The organism is Solibacillus sp. CAU 1738, assembly GCF_039888725.1.
In the GTDB taxonomy this organism is placed as follows: domain Bacteria; phylum Bacillota; class Bacilli; order Bacillales_A; family Planococcaceae; genus Metasolibacillus.
Genome location: NZ_JBDQQN010000001.1, coordinates 768,322 through 785,562, shown reverse-complemented (window position 1 = coordinate 785,562; position 17,241 = coordinate 768,322). Strand labels below are relative to the sequence as shown.

The following is a 17,241-nucleotide window of genomic DNA, read 5'->3' as shown; positions in this document are numbered from 1 at the left end:
CTACATGCCCCCCTGTTCCACTAATTGTTCTAATTGCTGTAATTCATACATATCAAAATAACGACCTCGCAAGATCATTAATTCCTCATGTGTTCCTTTTTCTACAACCGTTCCTTCATGCATCACAAGAATGACATGTGCATGCTGAATCGCACTGAGACGGTGAGATGTAATAATAGTCGTTGCTTCTTTGCGTGATGCTTTCAATGATTGTAAAATAGCTTCCTCCGTTTTTGCATCTACTGCAGATAAAGAGTCATCTAAAATAAGTAGCTCAGGCTCTGTCATTAAGGCACGAGCTATTGAAATACGCTGCTTTTGTCCGCCCGAAAGCGATACGCCACGCTCACCAACAATTGTTCTATAGCTTTCTGTGAAGCCTAAAATATCTTCATGAATATGTGCTAAGCTCGCAGCATGCTCGACCTTTTCGCGATCTGCTTGCGGGTTTGTAAACGCAATATTTGTATAAATGCTTGATGAAAATAAAAAATGATCTTGCGGCACATAGCCAATCGCCTCACGTAATGCGAGCATTTTATAGTCATCAATGCGCACACCACCGTACGAAATATCCCCTGTATAGCCCTCAAATTCTCTTAGTAATAATTTTAAAATGGCTGTCTTTCCTGATCCTGTTTTTCCAACAATACCTAGCGTTTCCCCTTGCTTTAACTCGAAATGAACATTTGATAATGACGGGTTTTCATCTCCTGGGAATGTAAAGGAATCTACATGGAAAGCTAGGTCTCCTTGTGGTCGCGTATTTTTTGCACTATGTTTGTCATCGATTTCCACTGGTACATTGAGCAATTGTTCAATACGGTCATACGATGCAGAACCGCGCTCTACAATATTAAATAACATACCGATAGCTAGCATCGGCCATACGAGTAAGCCTAAATATGTTGTGAAAGCGACTAGATCTCCAATTGACATCGCACCATCTACAATAAATTTTGTTCCGAATGCAAGACTTAGGAAAAAACTAATGCCGACAACTAAACTGATCGTTGGATCAAACAATGAATCGATTTTTGCGACATGCATATTTTTCTTTACAACATCATCGGAAAGACGTGTGAAATCTTCCACATCATCTTGTTGCTGGCCAAATGTTTTAATCACTTTCATACCAGAAATGCTTTCCTGCGTTTTGTCATTCAAATCTGAGAACGCAGCTTGTGCATTACGGAATCTGGAGTGTAGTAATTTACCGTAATAGCTTGTTAAAAGCGCCATTGCGGGCATCGGAATGAGTGCGATTAGTGTTAAACGCCAGTCAATTGTAATGGCCATCGCTAAAATAACGAAGCTTCCTGTTGTGATGGAGTCAAAAAGCGTTAATACGCCACCGCCAGCTGTTTGTTGCACAGCTGAAATATCATTTGTTGCATGCGCCATTAAATCCCCGACACGGCGCTGTTGGTAAAACGATGGCGACATTTTCGTAAAATGACGAAATAATTTTTCACGTAAATTTTTCGCTAAATAGTTAGACGAACCGAAAATCATTTTACGCCAATAATAACGAAGTACATACATGAACGCCGCAGCAGCTGCAATAATACCGAGCCACATAAAAAGGGATTCCTTCGTTAACGTACCCGCTCCAACTTCATCGATTGTATAGCCGATAATTTTTGGCGGTACTAATTGTAAAACCGCTACAAATGTTAACATTATTAAACCTAAAACATACTCTCGTTTTCGTTCTTTAAAAAACCAACCGAGTTTAAAAAACACTTTCATTTTTCCACCTACTTTATTAATCAGACTTGCCTATTTTAACAAAATTTTCTATGTAGGTGAATAGGTAAATGACTATTTGTTTCGAATTTTGAAATATTTCAGTCTAAAGGAGTAAAAAAAGCGAAAGCGACCTGCATAGCCCCAAGCAGCTAATCGCAGACTCTCTTTCTCACTCGACCGAGGGCAGACCGCGACATAGAGAGGCTGCGCTAAAGGGGCACAGTACATGGAAGAAGCGAATCATCTTCGTCATCAGCCCTTAACTTCCTTTATTTCTTCTTTTTCAAATTTATTAGGTGGAAATGGTTTCTTCCCATGATTAATTCGATCTTCATTCAATTCTTCCTGAGGTTTTGCTTCAAATAAATGTCCTTTTGAATAGCCCAACGCGATCAATACTCGGTCACCCAACAGTAGCGCACAAGTTTTCCATTAATGGAAAAATTAAATAAAATTGAAATCAATCGCTGCATCTAATTTACATATAAGATGCTCTACTGGTACATGCTGTTCAATTGTCAGTATTTCAAGTTGTTCACATTCATTGATTTTATTTTTTCGTCATCATGTTTATCATTAGACAATACAAGTTGATTGGAGTGGAAGGCGCAACACTCCTGCAAATATTATTTGCGACGAGTAAGCGCAGGAGCAGGAACAGCAATGTTTTCTGCGGCGAAAGCAAAGCGACAGTCGCACGGGCGGAAAATCCGTTTTTGCGGCTATCCGCCGCAAAAATTAGTTGAAGCCGTGCCTGCGGAAAGGGAGCGCCTGGAACGGAAATCAACGTTATCTTACTATTTATTCTAAAAAGAAAAAAGACCGTAGGCAAACTCAAATTTTAATGAGTTTGTCTACAGTCTTAACGGTTTTCAAATGAGAACCGTTAACATTACATTTAAGTTGTTACTTTAAATACCGTTTTAATTTTTTGCATTAAGCCACCAGTTGAATATGTTAACACACTGCGTTTATAAAACGACATACTTAGTAAATACATACCGATTGTAAACACTACTAACAAGCCTAATGATAGGATTGGTTCTATTGCAGCAAGATCTGTCGCCCCTATACGCATCGGCATAACCATCCCTGACGTAAACGGAATATAAGAGAACACTTTGATAAGAATTGTATCTGGATTAGACGTTGCAGAAATCATGACATAAAATCCTACAATTATAATAATCATTGCAGGCGTCATAACTTGTGATGCTTCCTCTACTTTCGATACGAGCGAGCCAAAAAGCGCACCAATTATTAAAAACAAGAAAATCGTAACAAATAAGAAAACGACTACATACATCACATATTGCCCCGATAAATCTGCAAGCAAAGAACTTACCATTTCTAATTTATCAACGTCACCTGATAGTTTTAATAGTACAAAAAATGTCCCTAATAAAATGACAAATTGCGTTATGGCAAGAACAAATATACTCGCTACTTTTGCTTTAAAATGTGTTTCTGGCTTGACACTAACAAGCAACATTTCTAATGCACGTGAGCCTTTTTCCGACGCTACATCTGTCGTAATAATGGATAAATACGAAATAATAAAGAAGTAAATGATAAACCCTACAATATACGATGCAATAATACCTGCTGATTTTTGCTCTTCAGATTTACCTTCTACCGCAGTTTCATTTAAAGTGACCATTGAAATAACAGGTGCCGAGTTTAGTAATTTTTCTGATTGCTCTGCAGATAAATTCACTTGGTCCATCGCGTAAAACTGGCCGATACCACTTATTGTTGTTGATAGCATTTGCTGCATTTTAAGTGGTAGCGGGTCAAATGAAACTACATCCGCTACTAATGTCCCTTGCTGCTCATTGAACATAATCGCCGCCTCGTAATCGCCATCTTGCAATGCTTTTTCTGCCTCAGTACGAGATTTTTCAGCTGTCCAAGTCGCACCATCATTTACAAAAAATCCACTCACATCAAAATTTGTTTCATTCACATAAGCCATTTTTTCTGGCTCATCTGAAAATAACGCTTCTTTTATATCGGACCAGAAAATAAAAGTAGAAATACCAAGAATATAAATGATTGTTGTAATAATAAATGATTTCGCTTTTAGCTTTTGCCTATAGTTTTGTTTGAGTAAAATCATAAATTTAGACATGCACGCCACCTACCTGATCTTTGAAAATTTCATCTAGAGATAAGTAATCTAAGCTGAATTTTTCAATGTACGCACCGTTTGATACAACATTGAAAATATCTTTAGCATACGATTCATCAGCCAATGTAAGAACATATTGATCGCGTTCTTGCTTTACCGATTTTACACCCGGTAACTTTTGTAGCGCACTTTCATCGAGCTCAGTACGAATCGTTAATTTTGTTTTGCCATACTGTTTTTTCAAATCAATGAGCGAGCCTGAAAATAATGATACGCCGCGCTTTAATAAGCATAAATGATCGCATAACTCTTCGACATTATCCATTTGATGACTAGAAAATAAAATCGTCATTCCTTTATCCTTTAAAAACAAAATTGCATTTTTCAGTAAGTCTTTATTTACAGGGTCAAGTCCACTAAACGGCTCATCTAATATTAAAAATTTCGGACGGTGAATAAAGCTTGCAATCAGCTGTACCTTTTGCTGATTCCCTTTTGATAAAGTTTCCGCTTTATCGTTACGTTTTTCCTCCAGCTCAAATCGCTCAATCCAAAAATCAACTTCTCGTTTGCAATCTTCTTTCGTCATACCGCGCAGCTGACCGAAAAAGAGTAGTTGCTCCTCTACTTTCATTTGTGGAAAAATACCGCGCTCCTCCGGCAAATAGCCAAGTAGGTCCCGATTCACTTTTTTGACAGGTGTATCGTCCCACGTAATAGTACCTTCCGTCGTTTCCTGTAAATCTAATATCATACGGAAAGTTGTCGTTTTTCCAGCTCCATTTTGACCGATTAGTCCAAATATTTCACCTGGTGTAATCGTAAAATTCAAGCTTTGTACTGCAGTAAAATCCGTATAGCGCTTCGTTACATTTTTTAGAACTAACATTCAAATACCCCTTTCTATTCATGAAACAATTGCTGCTGTTTTAATTTTTGACGGAGTTTGAAATTGATGTAAATCGGTATTAGTAATGTTGCAGCAATACCGGTATGCACTCCACTTAGAAACTCTTCGACATGTAGTGGATATGAAGTTAAATTGACGATACCTAGTAATATATTTAATACAAAAAATGTCGAAAAAATCGTTAGCAATCGATTGATATATTTGATTTTGGAAGAATTGTCTAAGTATAGCTGAAATGAGCCTTATTCTTTTGGTTGTCGACAATACATCCATCCCGCAAACACAGTGCCAACCTCGATTCCAGATTCCTCTATGAATTCAATATATTTTTTTGTTTACTCATATAAAAACCGATAAATTCATTTCTGTAAATATACTTTTCTTGTTCGCCACTTTCAAACGAAACAAACATCCGTTAAATTTTTTCAAATGCAACCTTACATGCACATTTCGTTAATCCAGCGTTCTACTTTTTCATGATTTAAATAAAATTTTATTCTTTTCATAAGAGTCCCCCTTAACTGTACGTTTACGAAAGTATTATGTTTCACTTTTTTAAAATTTTTTTACATTCTCAACCAATTATTCCAATCTAATCAATACATAGGCAACCATTTCTGTCCCTTCATTCGTAATGACATATTTTTTTTCCTATCATTTCCTCCAAGGGCCTCAATCCAACCTTTATCTAACATTGTCTTTATTGCACCATAAATCGTACCAGCACCTAGCTTCACACGACCATTACTAATCTCTTCCGTGAATTGCATAATGCCATAACCATGTCTCGGTTCATACAAAGAAAAGAAAATAAAATATTATAAACACCTTCCGTTAAAGGTTGTTGTATAGGAAATTACCTCCTGTCGTCAGTCGATATAAATATCTAGCATTGGGATACCTAAATATTCCTACACGCAAAAAGCCATCGCTTTGACTAATGATTGATCAAAACGATGCCTTCCTATTGTTTTTGAACTGATTTTATAATTAATTGTTTTCAAGATTTTCAATGATTAACCAGATGTTAACTAATTCATTCTGTTTTGTTAAATTTAAAAATGTACACCACTAAAATAATAATTAGTAATATACACTTTATTAATATTTGTAACTTTATAAGTATTTGATAATGAGTTCAATCCATTTTATAAAACTACTTACCTTTTTTATTACAAAATGTGATCTACTTTACCGTTGCTAGTAATGTACATAAGGCGAGGAAATCAATTGGCGTTAACTGCTTTTGTTCAAAACGAGCTAGCCAGCTTCGGTGAAACACATCTTCATGTACACCTTTTTCAATTGCAGCTCGCATCATACTTTCTGATAGTAATATTTGTTCAACTTTCGCAAGAAGCGCTGGACTTGAAATTGCAAGCTGCGGCTTACAATAATTTTGCAGTTCAACTGCGATTGCCCGGCAAATCGCATGAAAATGCTGCTTATAAAGCGCCACATCCAACTCGGAATTAACGAAGCACACTTCAATTAAAATGGCGTCTTGTAAGGCGTTTAAAAAAGCTAAATCTACTCGCTTTTTTGCCCCGCGATTGTTCAATCCACTCACATTACTTATTACATCGCTAATTTTTAATGCAAGCTGCTTCATATGATCGTTTTTGTACAATACTTCAGTACCAATACTACTATTCGTCGCTTCTTTTACAGCATTAAAATGCACGCTCACATTTAGCTGTTGTTTTTTATGGTGTTCCTGTATTAAATACTGTAAATTATCACGCTGATTCGTTGACGTGTCGTCCATTACGAGCCTTACATCAATACCCGCTTCAGTTAGCAATTTTCGAACTTGGCTCACAACTTTTCTAGCCTCTGTCACCTCATCAATTATTCCAATAGCCCCTGTTCCAACATGCCAATGACCTGGACTAATATTCATTCTTCCATCCCCCTTTATAAACTTATATACCGATTTATTAAGTAAAAAGGGACAAAAACTAAAAAAATCCCGAAAGAATTACCTTCCGAGACCAAATTTTTATAGTGTTTCAATACAAAGCTTAATCGCTTCTGTTAAATCCTGCTGAGACCAACTCGCTACTTTACCATGCTCGATTGCTAGTTGATGTGAAGCAGGAATATGAATAAATCCAGCTGGAATCGTACCTTTTGTTTCATGTAGCAGCGTATACATGACTAAATTACAAACATACGTGCCAGCAGTATTGGAAATTTCCGCTGGGTAGCCTGCCTCTGTTAAGCGATTGACCATATTACGAATTGGCAAAGTTGAAAAATAACCGTCATTTCCTCCTTCAACGATTTCTTCATCTGTCGGCGTATGACCGGCATTATCTTTTGCTCCGTCCATAACATTTATAGCAATTCGCTCAGGTGTAATTTTAAATCTGCCGCCTGCTAAACCGAGCGCTATTACAGCATCTGGCTGTTCCTCTGCTAACAATTGTCGTACGCTCTTTTGTGCTGCTGCAAATTCAACCGGTAAAATTTTGCCGATAATTTCGTAATCACCAATAACCGTATTATGTAATGCGTTTACAACTTCCTCTGTAGGATTTAAAGTAAATTGTAAAAAAGGACAAAAACCTGTTACTAATAATTTTTTCATCTATGCCTTTCCCCCTTTTTCCCCAGCAATCGATAAGTAAGCTACGAAAACAAGCATTAACAACATACCGAGTAATTGCCAGCTTTGCATTACGGAACCGAACCAAAATACAGAAATAATCATTGCAGTAAGTGGTTCAAAGCTCGATAACACACTTGTTTCGACCGCTGAAATATATTTCATACTACTTAAAAATAACACAAATGCGGATGCACCTAAAATGACAAGAGCTACCATCATCCAAAAAATGGGTGGATGCACGAGTAATGACCAGTCATTTGATAGCCAAATGCGTCCAGTCACTGCAAGCACACTACCGCTTAGTAGCATTCCCCATGCCACGACGACTAACACACCCCACTCAGCCATCATACGCGCTGGATATAATGTGTAAAAAGCATATGTTAACCCTAGAAATAACCCCCAAATAAGCGCTTCGTTACTCACTAATAGCGTGCTTAGAGAACCGTTTGTTAATAATAAAAACAGTCCAAACAAAGTACCGATTATCCCAATCAATTGTTTGTTTGGTGGCCATTTTTTATGTATTAATGCTACATAGAAAATAATAAAAATCGGTGCTAAAAACTGTAATAACGTCGCTACTACTGCATTACTTGCTTCAATTGATTTTACAAATGTAAATTGTAAGCCGAGCATGCCGACAACGCTAAAAATAAGCAATTGATTGCGCCATATGCTTTGTTGCCAAATTGCCCATATATTTTGCTTTTGAATTGACAGGAGTAGGAGCAATAAAGGCCCCGCTATTAATAAACGCACCGATAGCATAAATTCAGCAGTCATATTCGTTTTGCTCAGCATGTACTCCATCATTGGCCCTGTTGCACCCCAAAACATGGCCCCTATTATAATCATTAATATCCCTTTTAACCGGTTCATACAAACACTCCTTTAGTGAACCGTGAATTACTATGACAACTATTTTATCATTTGCTTCTTTTAATTAGTATACAATATTCTAAATATAGTATTTTTCTACTTTATTACGTCATATGTAAGATGCTTGCAGTACATTTACTAAACATAATTCAGCTAATACAGCATATGTTAATAATATAGATGGGGGCGATATGATGTTTAAAACGGTAGAAGAACGGCTGACAGAGCTAGAATTTTTAGTAGAGAAACAAGCTTTTCAAATAAGGCTATTACAAAATATTATTGTAGACCCTAATAAATTGAAACTATACAACGCAATCTTGAATACTAATATGAGGGAGTCTACTTTTCATGCATTACGGAAATTAACGAAAGATTACGAGCTATGTTTAGAGCAAGATTTGCCTATATCATTCGGGGATTTTTTACGAGATTTCGAAAAAATATTAACAAAAGATTGCAAGGTGAAAAGCAAGCCTGATCTTTCATCATTAGTTCCTCTTTGGTTAGGTGGAAGTAGTGAGTGTACGGGTTACTCAAAAAAATTGCATGCACATTTTTACAAATAAAAACTTCCGAGTACACAACTACATACTCGGAAGTTTTATTAAAAGCCATATTTATTAAATAACTTATGCAATAACCCTTTAACAAAATAAAATATAATTGCTGCACTTGCGCCAAACATCATCATAACGATATATTGCCCACCAGAAACTCTAAACACAATAAATGAATAAGGGAGCATCAATAGTGCACCGCAAAGCGCATATATTAAGATTTCTAGCGATGGCCATTTCCAATAGCGATCAATCATAATCGAAACTGGGATGCCCCCCAAAATATACATCGGGGCACTCATCAACGCAATAAAGCCAAATAACCCACCAAATGTAAATAACTGCCCCTCGCCTGGTGTAGTACTAAAATAACTAAAAATTACGCTAAACGTTAAAGTCGCTACAATTGCGATTAGTAATTTTCGTAAAAAAAGTTTCAGCATTTTGATAACCTCGTTATTTCCATGATCATCATTTTACCATTTTTTCTACTCGAGGCACAAATTTACTTACTATTTATATATTTTTTCTGTAAGGAATCGTTGAATTTGCTCAATTGTTTCTTTTATTTGTACTGCAAATACATCATTTTTTGTAAAGAAGCTATGCACTAAACCTTAGGCAATTTGTAACTCGACTTTAGCTCCTGCTTTTCGCAGCTTTTCCGCGTATGCGACACCTTCATCCCGCAACACATCATGTTCCGCAACGACTATAAACGGTGGCGGGGCTTTTTCAACTTTCGATTTGGCAATGCCACTTCCATAGAAGCAAAAAACCTGTAGCAAAGAGATGCTACAGGTTAACACTTACATTTTCTTTAATTTTTCATATTCTAATTGCAATTGCTCAATACGTTTGCGTCCTTCTTCACGGTTGCGAATTGTCTCAGCCTGAATTTGCTTAGTCTCTTCAATTCCGGCCATGATTGATTGCCAAGTTGTTTCGATCGTGTCGATTGTAATGCTTGGGCTACCTGCTGCACGTGCAATATTCACTGAATTTTGGCGAACATTTTGCGCATTTCGAACAAGCATTTCATTCGTTCGTTTATCAAGCTCAACCATCGAATCCGCCACTAGCTTTTGACGTTGCATCGTCACAGCGTGAACAAGTCCTTGTTTAAAAATAGGAATTGTCGTTACAAAAGCAGAGTTTATTTTTCCGATTAAATGATTATTGCCTTGTTGCATTAAACGAATTTGTGGTGCAGCTTGGAACGAAACTTGCTGCGCCATTTCTAAATCGTAGCGACGTTGCTCTAATAATTGTATTGCACGTTGCACTGTTTCATATTCTAAAATAGCTACTTGGTCACCAGTATTTGCTTGAGCTTCTAGTTCTGGTAATTGCTTGTGTAACTCCTCAACCTTCACTTCAATAGCCGCGACATGCTCACTCAAGCTATGGAAATAATTTAAGTTTTCATCGTACATTTGCTCAAGCTCAATTGTGTTACGCTTCATTTCAATTTCGTACTTTTGAATTTCATTGTAAACAACATCTACTTCTTTATTCATCGTGTCATATTTTGATAGCAAGCGTTCGAGCTGTTCTTTGCTTTTAGAGAAAAATCGTTTAATGAGTCCGCCTTTTTTCTCTTCCTCTTGGAAATCTTTCGGATCAAAGCGGTCCATTATTTTATTTAAATTATTTAAAAGCTCACTTGATTTTTCAAGCTTGCTCGTTTTAATTGTTGCAAGCATGCGATCAGAAAACGTAGAAATTCCTTTCGCCGTATCTTTACCAAATTCAAGTACCGCAATTTGGTTTTTTACATCAATTTTTTCCGCAAGCGCTTGTACTTGAGGCTCTTCTTTTAATGCGAGTTGACGTTTACGAATTTGCGATAGTTCCTCAGTGGATACTAGTTGTTGCGGTTGTGCTTCCTTTATTTCATGTACAGGCTGTGCTTGTTGCTCCGTACGTGCATCTAAATCATCAAATAATGGATTTTTGAATTCTGACATAATAATCCCCCGTTCATTGTTCATTGTTCATTGTTCATTGTTCATTACTCTATTTTACCCTATTCTTCCATAGTAAACATACGAATAAATGAGAAAAAGGTTTCGTTTATTTCGAGAATATTGTACGAAACGATTTGAGAATAGTATAAGGTAGCAAGTAAATATTAATCGTATGCAAATATTATTTACGATTTCTACTGCTGTATGTACTATATCTGAAATGACTCCATTCTTTAAATAGAAGTTCCTTCGAAAGAATTTTCCATGGATTAAATATTGTTTGACCATGCTTATTGAAGAAACAATTATCTCCAATATAATAAGCTGCATGTTGAATAATATCATTCACATCTAACCAAACAACTACATCACCTTTTTTTAACTCTTCACTCGAAGACTCTTCATAATCATATTGTTTCAATTTTTCTAGAAAAGTTTTTTGATGAATCCATTCGTATATAAACCATTCTTGTTCTCCATTTGAAATGGCAAATAAAACTGCAGCCAAACAATTTGCTCCCTGTACATCACTAAAAGTATTGACAAAGGGTTTTAAAAAATCATCTAAATCAAGTGGAGATTCCTCGCATTCACCTTTATCCCACCATTCGTAAACCATAGTAGTTAGTAACTGTTCTTTGCATTCAACACTAAGTCTCTCCCACATAGCACGTTGAATAACTACATGATTATTCATCACATAGTCTGAAGGTATATTTTCTATGTTATCTATAAAGGACGCAGGAATCACAAGACCTCTTTCATGTTGGATTTGTGAATTTAAAATTAATTGTCTTGTTTTTGTAGGAATACTTTCAATCCAATCTTTCTCAGCGATTATTACATATTCCTCATTCTTAATATTCCAATATTCATAACTATTTACGTAATTTAATTGTTTATATGTACTATGATTTTCGAATTCATCAATTGGCATTAATAAGACATTTGTTAAATCCATTTCGTGATTGAGGTTTTCTTTCGATAAAAAGAATAGATCTTTTTTTGGAACATAACTATCTATCCATGAATGTAATACTTCTTTTGACGGTTTAATTTGCAAAATTCCCTCACCCTTTTCTCAATAAATTTTATATAGTTGCATTATTAAAAAGTTGTGGAAAGCAGCTCTTTCCGAAATCTGCCCATACTATGAAAAAAATCATTCTCAACAGTGCTACTATTATTCTTTGTTGCAAAGCATACTTTTATTTCATACAAAAACCTGAGACTAGCATTAGACCATTTTTTTCGTTGCTAATCATCAGCCAATTCCATGTTCACTTAACATCCGCACCACACTACCAATAGTATATTACAGCCCAATAAATTACAATAAATAGTAGTATTGGTAGTGATATGGTTTTCCTGGCTACCGTGTCGGAATATTTTAACATTTTTTTGATATTCATCTAATCGTCTGGAATGATAAAAACTATAATAATGAAACTACTAACTAATATATGGAATACTATAGAGTTATTTCTAAATAACCTTAAAAGTACAAAATAACAATACTCTACAAAGCTATAAATTTAACAATTTTGTGAAGCCAATCAATTGACACTTTGATATATTTCTTTCTATAATGAAAAAGTATTAACATCATTTTTTTATTAAGGAGAGATTTTATATGGGACGTTTAGCAGGTAAAGTAGCAATTATTACAGGTGCTGCACGAGGCATGGGTGAATCTCACGCTCGTAAATTTATCGCAGAAGGCGCAAAAGTTGTCATTACTGACTTAAATGAAGAAGCAGGTTTAGCATTAGCTGCTGAGCTTGGCGAAAATGCAAAATTCGTAAAACAAGATGTAACAAGTGAAGCAGACTGGGCTCGAGTAATCGAAGAAACAGAAGCTACATTTGGTCCTGTAAACGTTTTAGTAAACAACGCTGGTATCAGTATTTCTAAATCTATTTCTGATATGACTTTAGATTTATACCGCAAAATCGTAGAAATTAACCAAGTATCTGTGTTCTTAGGTATGAAAGCTGTTCTTCCTTCAATGAAAAAAGTAGAAGGCGGTTCAATTGTAAATATCTCATCAATGAACGGTTTAGTAGGCGGCGCAGTTGGCTACACTGATACAAAATTCGCTGTACGTGGTATTACTAAAGCTGCGTCATTAGAATTTGGTAATTACGGTATTCGCGTAAACTCTGTACACCCAGGTGTAATTGAAACACCAATGGTAACAGAAGGCGATGCTGTAGAACAAATTAAACAAATTTCACAATTCATCCCATTGAAACGTATTGCTCAATCTGAAGAAGTTTCAAACCTTGTATTATTCTTAGCTTCAGATGAATCAAGCTATTCAACTGGTTCTGAATTCGTTATCGATGGCGGTATGACTGCACGATAATTAAAAGCAAAAGCTAACTATTGAAAAATAGTTAGCTTTTATTTATTTGTTCGAACTATTGTCAGACTCTATTCGACTTATAACATGCTATTTCCGCACTAATTTCATTCCAATTATTAGACATTTTCTGTATGTTGAATTGAGGAGGTGCTTGAAGTGAAATTAGCACAACTTGCAGCAATTATGCGGCGATTAGATACATCACATATAGATTATCAATACTGTTCTGAGCAACACAAAATGACAGTAGCCGGTATTGCAGGAGAAAATTCGGTGCACTATTATTTACAAGAACTCACAGTCCCCCATCTGCTTATTCGAAATCTTTGTCTGAATGGCCCCTCAAATCACAAATATGAAATCGATTTTCTACTCATATTTCCATCTTTTTTAATTTGCTTGGAAGTAAAAAATATTACGGGAATACTAGATTTCGACGATGAAGCATCTCAATTATTACGTACCCGCGCTGATGGTTCTGTTGATCGTTTTCAAAATCCGATTGAACAAATTACACGCCATGTTCGTTTACTATCCACAATGTTACCAAATGTTCCAATTGAAAGTGCGGTTGTTATCGCTAATCGGAATGCAATAATCAACAAAAAAAGTCCCCGTATTCCTATTTTTCATGCAGACTACGTTACTAGCTTTATTGAACACAACTTCGAGAAATACAACCAAAATACAATTGATATGCATGAAATCTATCATACATTTACGCGTAATCACATCTTAAATTCCATAAATATTAAATTCAAATTACAACAATTAAAGATTGGCGTATTTTGTCCAAAATGCGATTTTAATCAAGAAATGATTTTTAGATCTGGTACTTTTATATGCCCTAGATGTCGCATTAAAGATAAGTATGCTCATTTCTATGCGCTTGAAGATTATCGTTTATTAGTTGATAATAAAATTTCAAACGAGCAATTTCGTAAGCTATGCAATATTCCATCACGTGATGCAGCAAAAAGATTACTATCTAAATTGGCTATTTTTAAGCACGCGCGATACACTTATTATGAAATTCCAGCGCAAATACTTACTATGTACCATAACAAAAGTAATGATTCGCCCATGGGAGGTTAATTTTCGCCCGTGGGACACGTGTTTTCGCTCGTGGGAACATGCTTTTCGCCCATGGCAACCCACTTTTCGCCCATGGGACATCGATTGCACCGTGGGACCGATCTTTTTCACAGGGCTTCTCGCTTTTTCCCACTGCACACCTATTCTCCCGCGGCGCCGTAATTAAACGCAAAAAACCACTACCCCAATATCTTCCGGAGTAGCGGTAGTTATTACTTTTTTCACCCTCTGGCTTTAAAAGTAATCATCACTATAGTGCATCACTGTACAACATTAATAGCGAGCTTTTATGCGAAATTTGCAGATGCAAAATCACAAACGATTAGAACAAACATGCTTTTGCTTTTTCAAGCTGAATTTTTATTTGCTCGAAGCCTGTACCACCTAATGAATTACGACGGCGCACAGCTGCTTCTGGTGCAAGAACTTCGTAAATATCTGCTTCTATTAGTTCACTTTCCACTTTCATATCTTCAAGCGGCAAGTCCAATAAATAAATACCACGTTGAATACAAGTAAACACAAGCTTCCCAGTTACTTCGTGCGCTTCACGGAATGGCATACCTTTCGTTGCAAGATAGTCAGCAAGTTCGGTCGCATTCGAGAAATCACTATGAACTGCTGCATGGAGACGCTTAGTATTTATTGTCATCGTCGCAACCATCCCATCGAAAATTTTCAGGGCGCCAAGAACCGTATGAACTGTATCGAACATACCTTCCTTATCTTCTTGCATGTCTTTGTTATACGTAAGTGGTGTGCCTTTTAATACCGTTAATAAGCCCATTAGATTGCCAAAAACACGCCCAGACTTCCCGCGGATCAGCTCTGCCATATCTGGATTTTTCTTTTGAGGCATTATCGATGAACCCGTTGAGAAAGCATCATCTAGTTCAATAAATTTGAACTCATCTGTTGACCATAAAATTATTTCTTCTGCAAATCGAGATAAATGAGCTATTAATAATGAAGAATTCGATAAAAATTCTACGATAAAATCACGGTCGCTTACTGCATCCATTGAGTTTGCATAAACATTCGCAAAGCCAAGAAGCTCTGCGGATTTTAAACGATCGATTGGGAAAGTTGTCCCCGCCATTGCCCCAGCGCCTAAAGGCAAAATATCAATGCGTTTCATCGACTCTTGGTAGCGTTGTTTATCACGCTCTAACATCCAGAAGTATGCCATTAAATGATGCGCAAATGAGATAGGCTGTGCACGTTGCAAATGCGTATAGCCAGGTGCAATCGTTTCGACATGTTGTTCCGCTTGAATAAGCAGCGTTTTTTGGAAGTTCTCAATCAAACCGATTACTTCTGCAACACGTTTTTTCAGGAACAAGTGCATATCTGTTGCAACTTGGTCATTTCGTGAACGCCCCGTATGCAATTTACCACCGACAGGACCGATTAAATCAATTAACATTTTTTCTAAATTTAAATGAATATCTTCGTTCGCTACAGTAAACTCAAGCTCCCCTGCTTCCGCTTTTACTTGTAGCTGCTTTAAACCATCAAGAATCATCGCAACGTCTTCTACTGGTAAAATTTCTTGTGCTCCTAGCATTGTCACGTGGGCGATACTACCTTCTAAATCTTCCATTACTAATTGCTGATCAAAGCCAATTGATGCGCCAAATTCGTCTACCCAAGCTTCAGCAGACTTTTGGAAACGGCCACCCCATAATTTTGTCATACTTACCACCTCTTATTAAAAATCGGAGCAAGAAGCAGTACGCCTCTTGCTCACAATGAATGAATATTATTTATTAATGCCTGCTGCTACAACTGTTGGTAGACCCCATAATTCGATGAAGCCAACAGCAGAGCCGTGGTTGAACATATCTTCTTTAGAATATGTAGCCAGTTTTTCGTTGTAAAGAGAGTTTGGAGATTTACGCCCTTCAACAATCGCATGGCCTTTAAATAATTTTACACGTACTGTACCATTTACATATTGCTGTGTTTCAGCTAAAAACGCTTGTAAAGCTGGACGTAAAGGTGAGAACCATAAACCTTCATAAATGATTTCTGTAAGTTTTTTCTCGATAACTGGTTTAAAATGAGCCATTTCTTTTACTAATGTTAAATCTTCAAGCTCTTTATGCGCAGTTAATAACACTTTCGCACCAGGGATTTCATAAACTTCACGTGATTTAATACCAACTAAACGATTTTCTACGTGGTCAATACGGCCAACACCGTGCTCACCTGCTACAGCATTTAATTCTTGAATTAAATCTGCAAGCTTCATTTCTTTACCATTAAGTGATACTGGTTTACCTGCTACGAATTCGATTTCTACTACTTCTGGTGTATCAGGCGTGTTTTCAAGCGCTTTCGTTAAACCGTACGCTTCTTCTGGTGGTGCTACCCATGGATCTTCCATTACACCAGCTTCGTTTGCACGCCCCCATAAGTTTTGATCAATCGAGAATGGTGAGTCAAGTGTTGCTGGAATCGGCACATTATGTTTCATTGCATATTCGATTTCCTCGTCACGACTCCAGCCCCATTCACGAACTGGCGCTAAAACTTCTAAATTAGGATTTAATGCTTTAATAGAAACTTCAAAACGTACTTGGTCATTACCTTTACCTGTACAGCCGTGCGCTACAGCGTCTGCATTTGTTTCGTTTGCGATTTCTACTAATTTTTTCGAGATTAATGGACGAGAAAGCGCTGATACTAAAGGATACTTTTGCTCATACCAAGTGTGCGCTTGAAGTGAAATTAGTGCATATTCTTCAGCAAACTCATCTTTTGCATCGACCATATATGATTCAACAGCACCTACTTGAAGTGCTTTATTTTTAATGAAATCAAGATCTTTCCCTTCACCTACGTCAAGACATACTGCGATTACGTCCCAACCTTGTTCTTTTAGCCACGGAATTGCTACTGATGTATCAAGACCGCCTGAATATGCTAATACCACTTTTTTATTTGCCATGTAACT

General features: G+C 36.6%; 16 protein-coding genes and 1 pseudogene. 3 read left to right on the top strand and 14 right to left on the bottom strand.

The window, feature by feature from the left end; all coding sequences use genetic code 11:
- The 8 genes and pseudogenes from AAFN87_RS03975 to AAFN87_RS03940 all read right to left on the bottom strand — a co-directional run bounded on the left by AAFN87_RS03975 (position 1) and on the right by AAFN87_RS03940 (position 8,289).
- The gene (locus tag AAFN87_RS03975; RefSeq protein WP_347789731.1) at positions 1-1,752 is read right to left on the bottom strand and encodes an ABC transporter transmembrane domain-containing protein; all 1,752 of its coding nucleotides are present in this window, start codon (positions 1,750-1,752) and stop codon (positions 1-3) included.
- A gap of 258 nt (positions 1,753-2,010) precedes the next feature.
- A pseudogene (locus AAFN87_RS03970) lies at positions 2,011-2,301 on the bottom strand (hypothetical protein); the annotation flags it as partial.
- A 349-nt stretch (positions 2,302-2,650) separates the two neighbouring features.
- The gene (locus tag AAFN87_RS03965; RefSeq protein WP_347789730.1) at positions 2,651-3,883 is read right to left on the bottom strand and encodes an ABC transporter permease; all 1,233 of its coding nucleotides are present in this window, start codon (positions 3,881-3,883) and stop codon (positions 2,651-2,653) included.
- Positions 3,876-4,772 (bottom strand): ABC transporter ATP-binding protein, encoded by an 897-nt coding sequence (locus AAFN87_RS03960; RefSeq protein ID WP_347789729.1) that lies wholly within the window; start codon positions 4,770-4,772, stop codon positions 3,876-3,878. Before AAFN87_RS03960 ends, AAFN87_RS03965 begins: the two co-directional genes overlap by 8 nt.
- Positions 4,773-5,389: 617 nt before the next feature.
- Positions 5,390-5,563, bottom strand: a complete 174-nt coding sequence (locus AAFN87_RS03955) for a hypothetical protein (RefSeq protein WP_347789728.1) — start codon at positions 5,561-5,563, stop codon at positions 5,390-5,392.
- 416 nt (positions 5,564-5,979) lie between these two features.
- The gene (locus AAFN87_RS03950) at positions 5,980-6,696 is read right to left on the bottom strand and encodes an N-acetylmuramoyl-L-alanine amidase (RefSeq protein WP_347789727.1); all 717 of its coding nucleotides are present in this window, start codon (positions 6,694-6,696) and stop codon (positions 5,980-5,982) included.
- 99 nt (positions 6,697-6,795) lie between these two features.
- Positions 6,796-7,386, bottom strand: coding sequence for a pyroglutamyl-peptidase I (locus tag AAFN87_RS03945; protein WP_347789726.1), 591 nt, complete (start codon positions 7,384-7,386; stop codon positions 6,796-6,798).
- Positions 7,387-8,289 (bottom strand): DMT family transporter, encoded by a 903-nt coding sequence (locus AAFN87_RS03940; protein ID WP_347789725.1) that lies wholly within the window; start codon positions 8,287-8,289, stop codon positions 7,387-7,389.
- A 191-nt stretch (positions 8,290-8,480) separates the two neighbouring features.
- Between AAFN87_RS03940 and AAFN87_RS03935 the strand changes: the two genes are divergently transcribed.
- The gene (locus tag AAFN87_RS03935; RefSeq protein ID WP_347789724.1) at positions 8,481-8,858 is read left to right on the top strand and encodes a hypothetical protein; all 378 of its coding nucleotides are present in this window, start codon (positions 8,481-8,483) and stop codon (positions 8,856-8,858) included.
- A 38-nt stretch (positions 8,859-8,896) separates the two neighbouring features.
- Here the strand turns inward: AAFN87_RS03935 and AAFN87_RS03930 are convergent, their stop codons facing one another.
- The 4 genes from AAFN87_RS03930 to AAFN87_RS03920 all read right to left on the bottom strand — a co-directional run bounded on the left by AAFN87_RS03930 (position 8,897) and on the right by AAFN87_RS03920 (position 11,882).
- Positions 8,897-9,292, bottom strand: a complete 396-nt coding sequence (locus AAFN87_RS03930) for a hypothetical protein (protein WP_347789723.1) — start codon at positions 9,290-9,292, stop codon at positions 8,897-8,899.
- Positions 9,293-9,466: 174 nt separating this feature from the next.
- Positions 9,467-9,658, bottom strand: a complete 192-nt coding sequence (locus tag AAFN87_RS20020; protein ID WP_481886438.1) for an alpha/beta hydrolase fold domain-containing protein — start codon at positions 9,656-9,658, stop codon at positions 9,467-9,469.
- The gene (locus AAFN87_RS03925) at positions 9,659-10,819 is read right to left on the bottom strand and encodes a toxic anion resistance protein (protein WP_347789722.1); all 1,161 of its coding nucleotides are present in this window, start codon (positions 10,817-10,819) and stop codon (positions 9,659-9,661) included. It lies immediately after the preceding gene.
- Between the two features lie 181 nt (positions 10,820-11,000).
- Entirely contained in the window at positions 11,001-11,882 is an 882-nt protein-coding gene (locus AAFN87_RS03920) for a hypothetical protein (RefSeq protein ID WP_347789721.1), read from the bottom strand.
- A gap of 570 nt (positions 11,883-12,452) precedes the next feature.
- Here AAFN87_RS03920 and AAFN87_RS03915 point away from each other — a divergent pair.
- Together AAFN87_RS03915 and AAFN87_RS03910 are read left to right on the top strand one after the other, a co-directional pair.
- Entirely contained in the window at positions 12,453-13,187 is a 735-nt protein-coding gene (locus AAFN87_RS03915; RefSeq protein WP_347789720.1) for a glucose 1-dehydrogenase, read from the top strand.
- Positions 13,188-13,343: 156 nt separating this feature from the next.
- Complete coding sequence (locus AAFN87_RS03910) at positions 13,344-14,282, top strand: nuclease-related domain-containing protein (RefSeq protein WP_347789719.1); 939 nt, start codon at positions 13,344-13,346, stop codon at positions 14,280-14,282.
- Between the two features lie 322 nt (positions 14,283-14,604).
- Here the strand turns inward: AAFN87_RS03910 and argH are convergent, their stop codons facing one another.
- Entirely contained in the window at positions 14,605-15,978 is a 1,374-nt protein-coding gene (argH, locus tag AAFN87_RS03905; protein WP_347789718.1) for an argininosuccinate lyase, read from the bottom strand.
- Between the two features lie 66 nt (positions 15,979-16,044).
- Positions 16,045-17,235, bottom strand: coding sequence for an argininosuccinate synthase (locus tag AAFN87_RS03900; protein WP_347789717.1), 1,191 nt, complete (start codon positions 17,233-17,235; stop codon positions 16,045-16,047).
- Between the last annotated feature and the right edge of the window lie 6 nt (positions 17,236-17,241).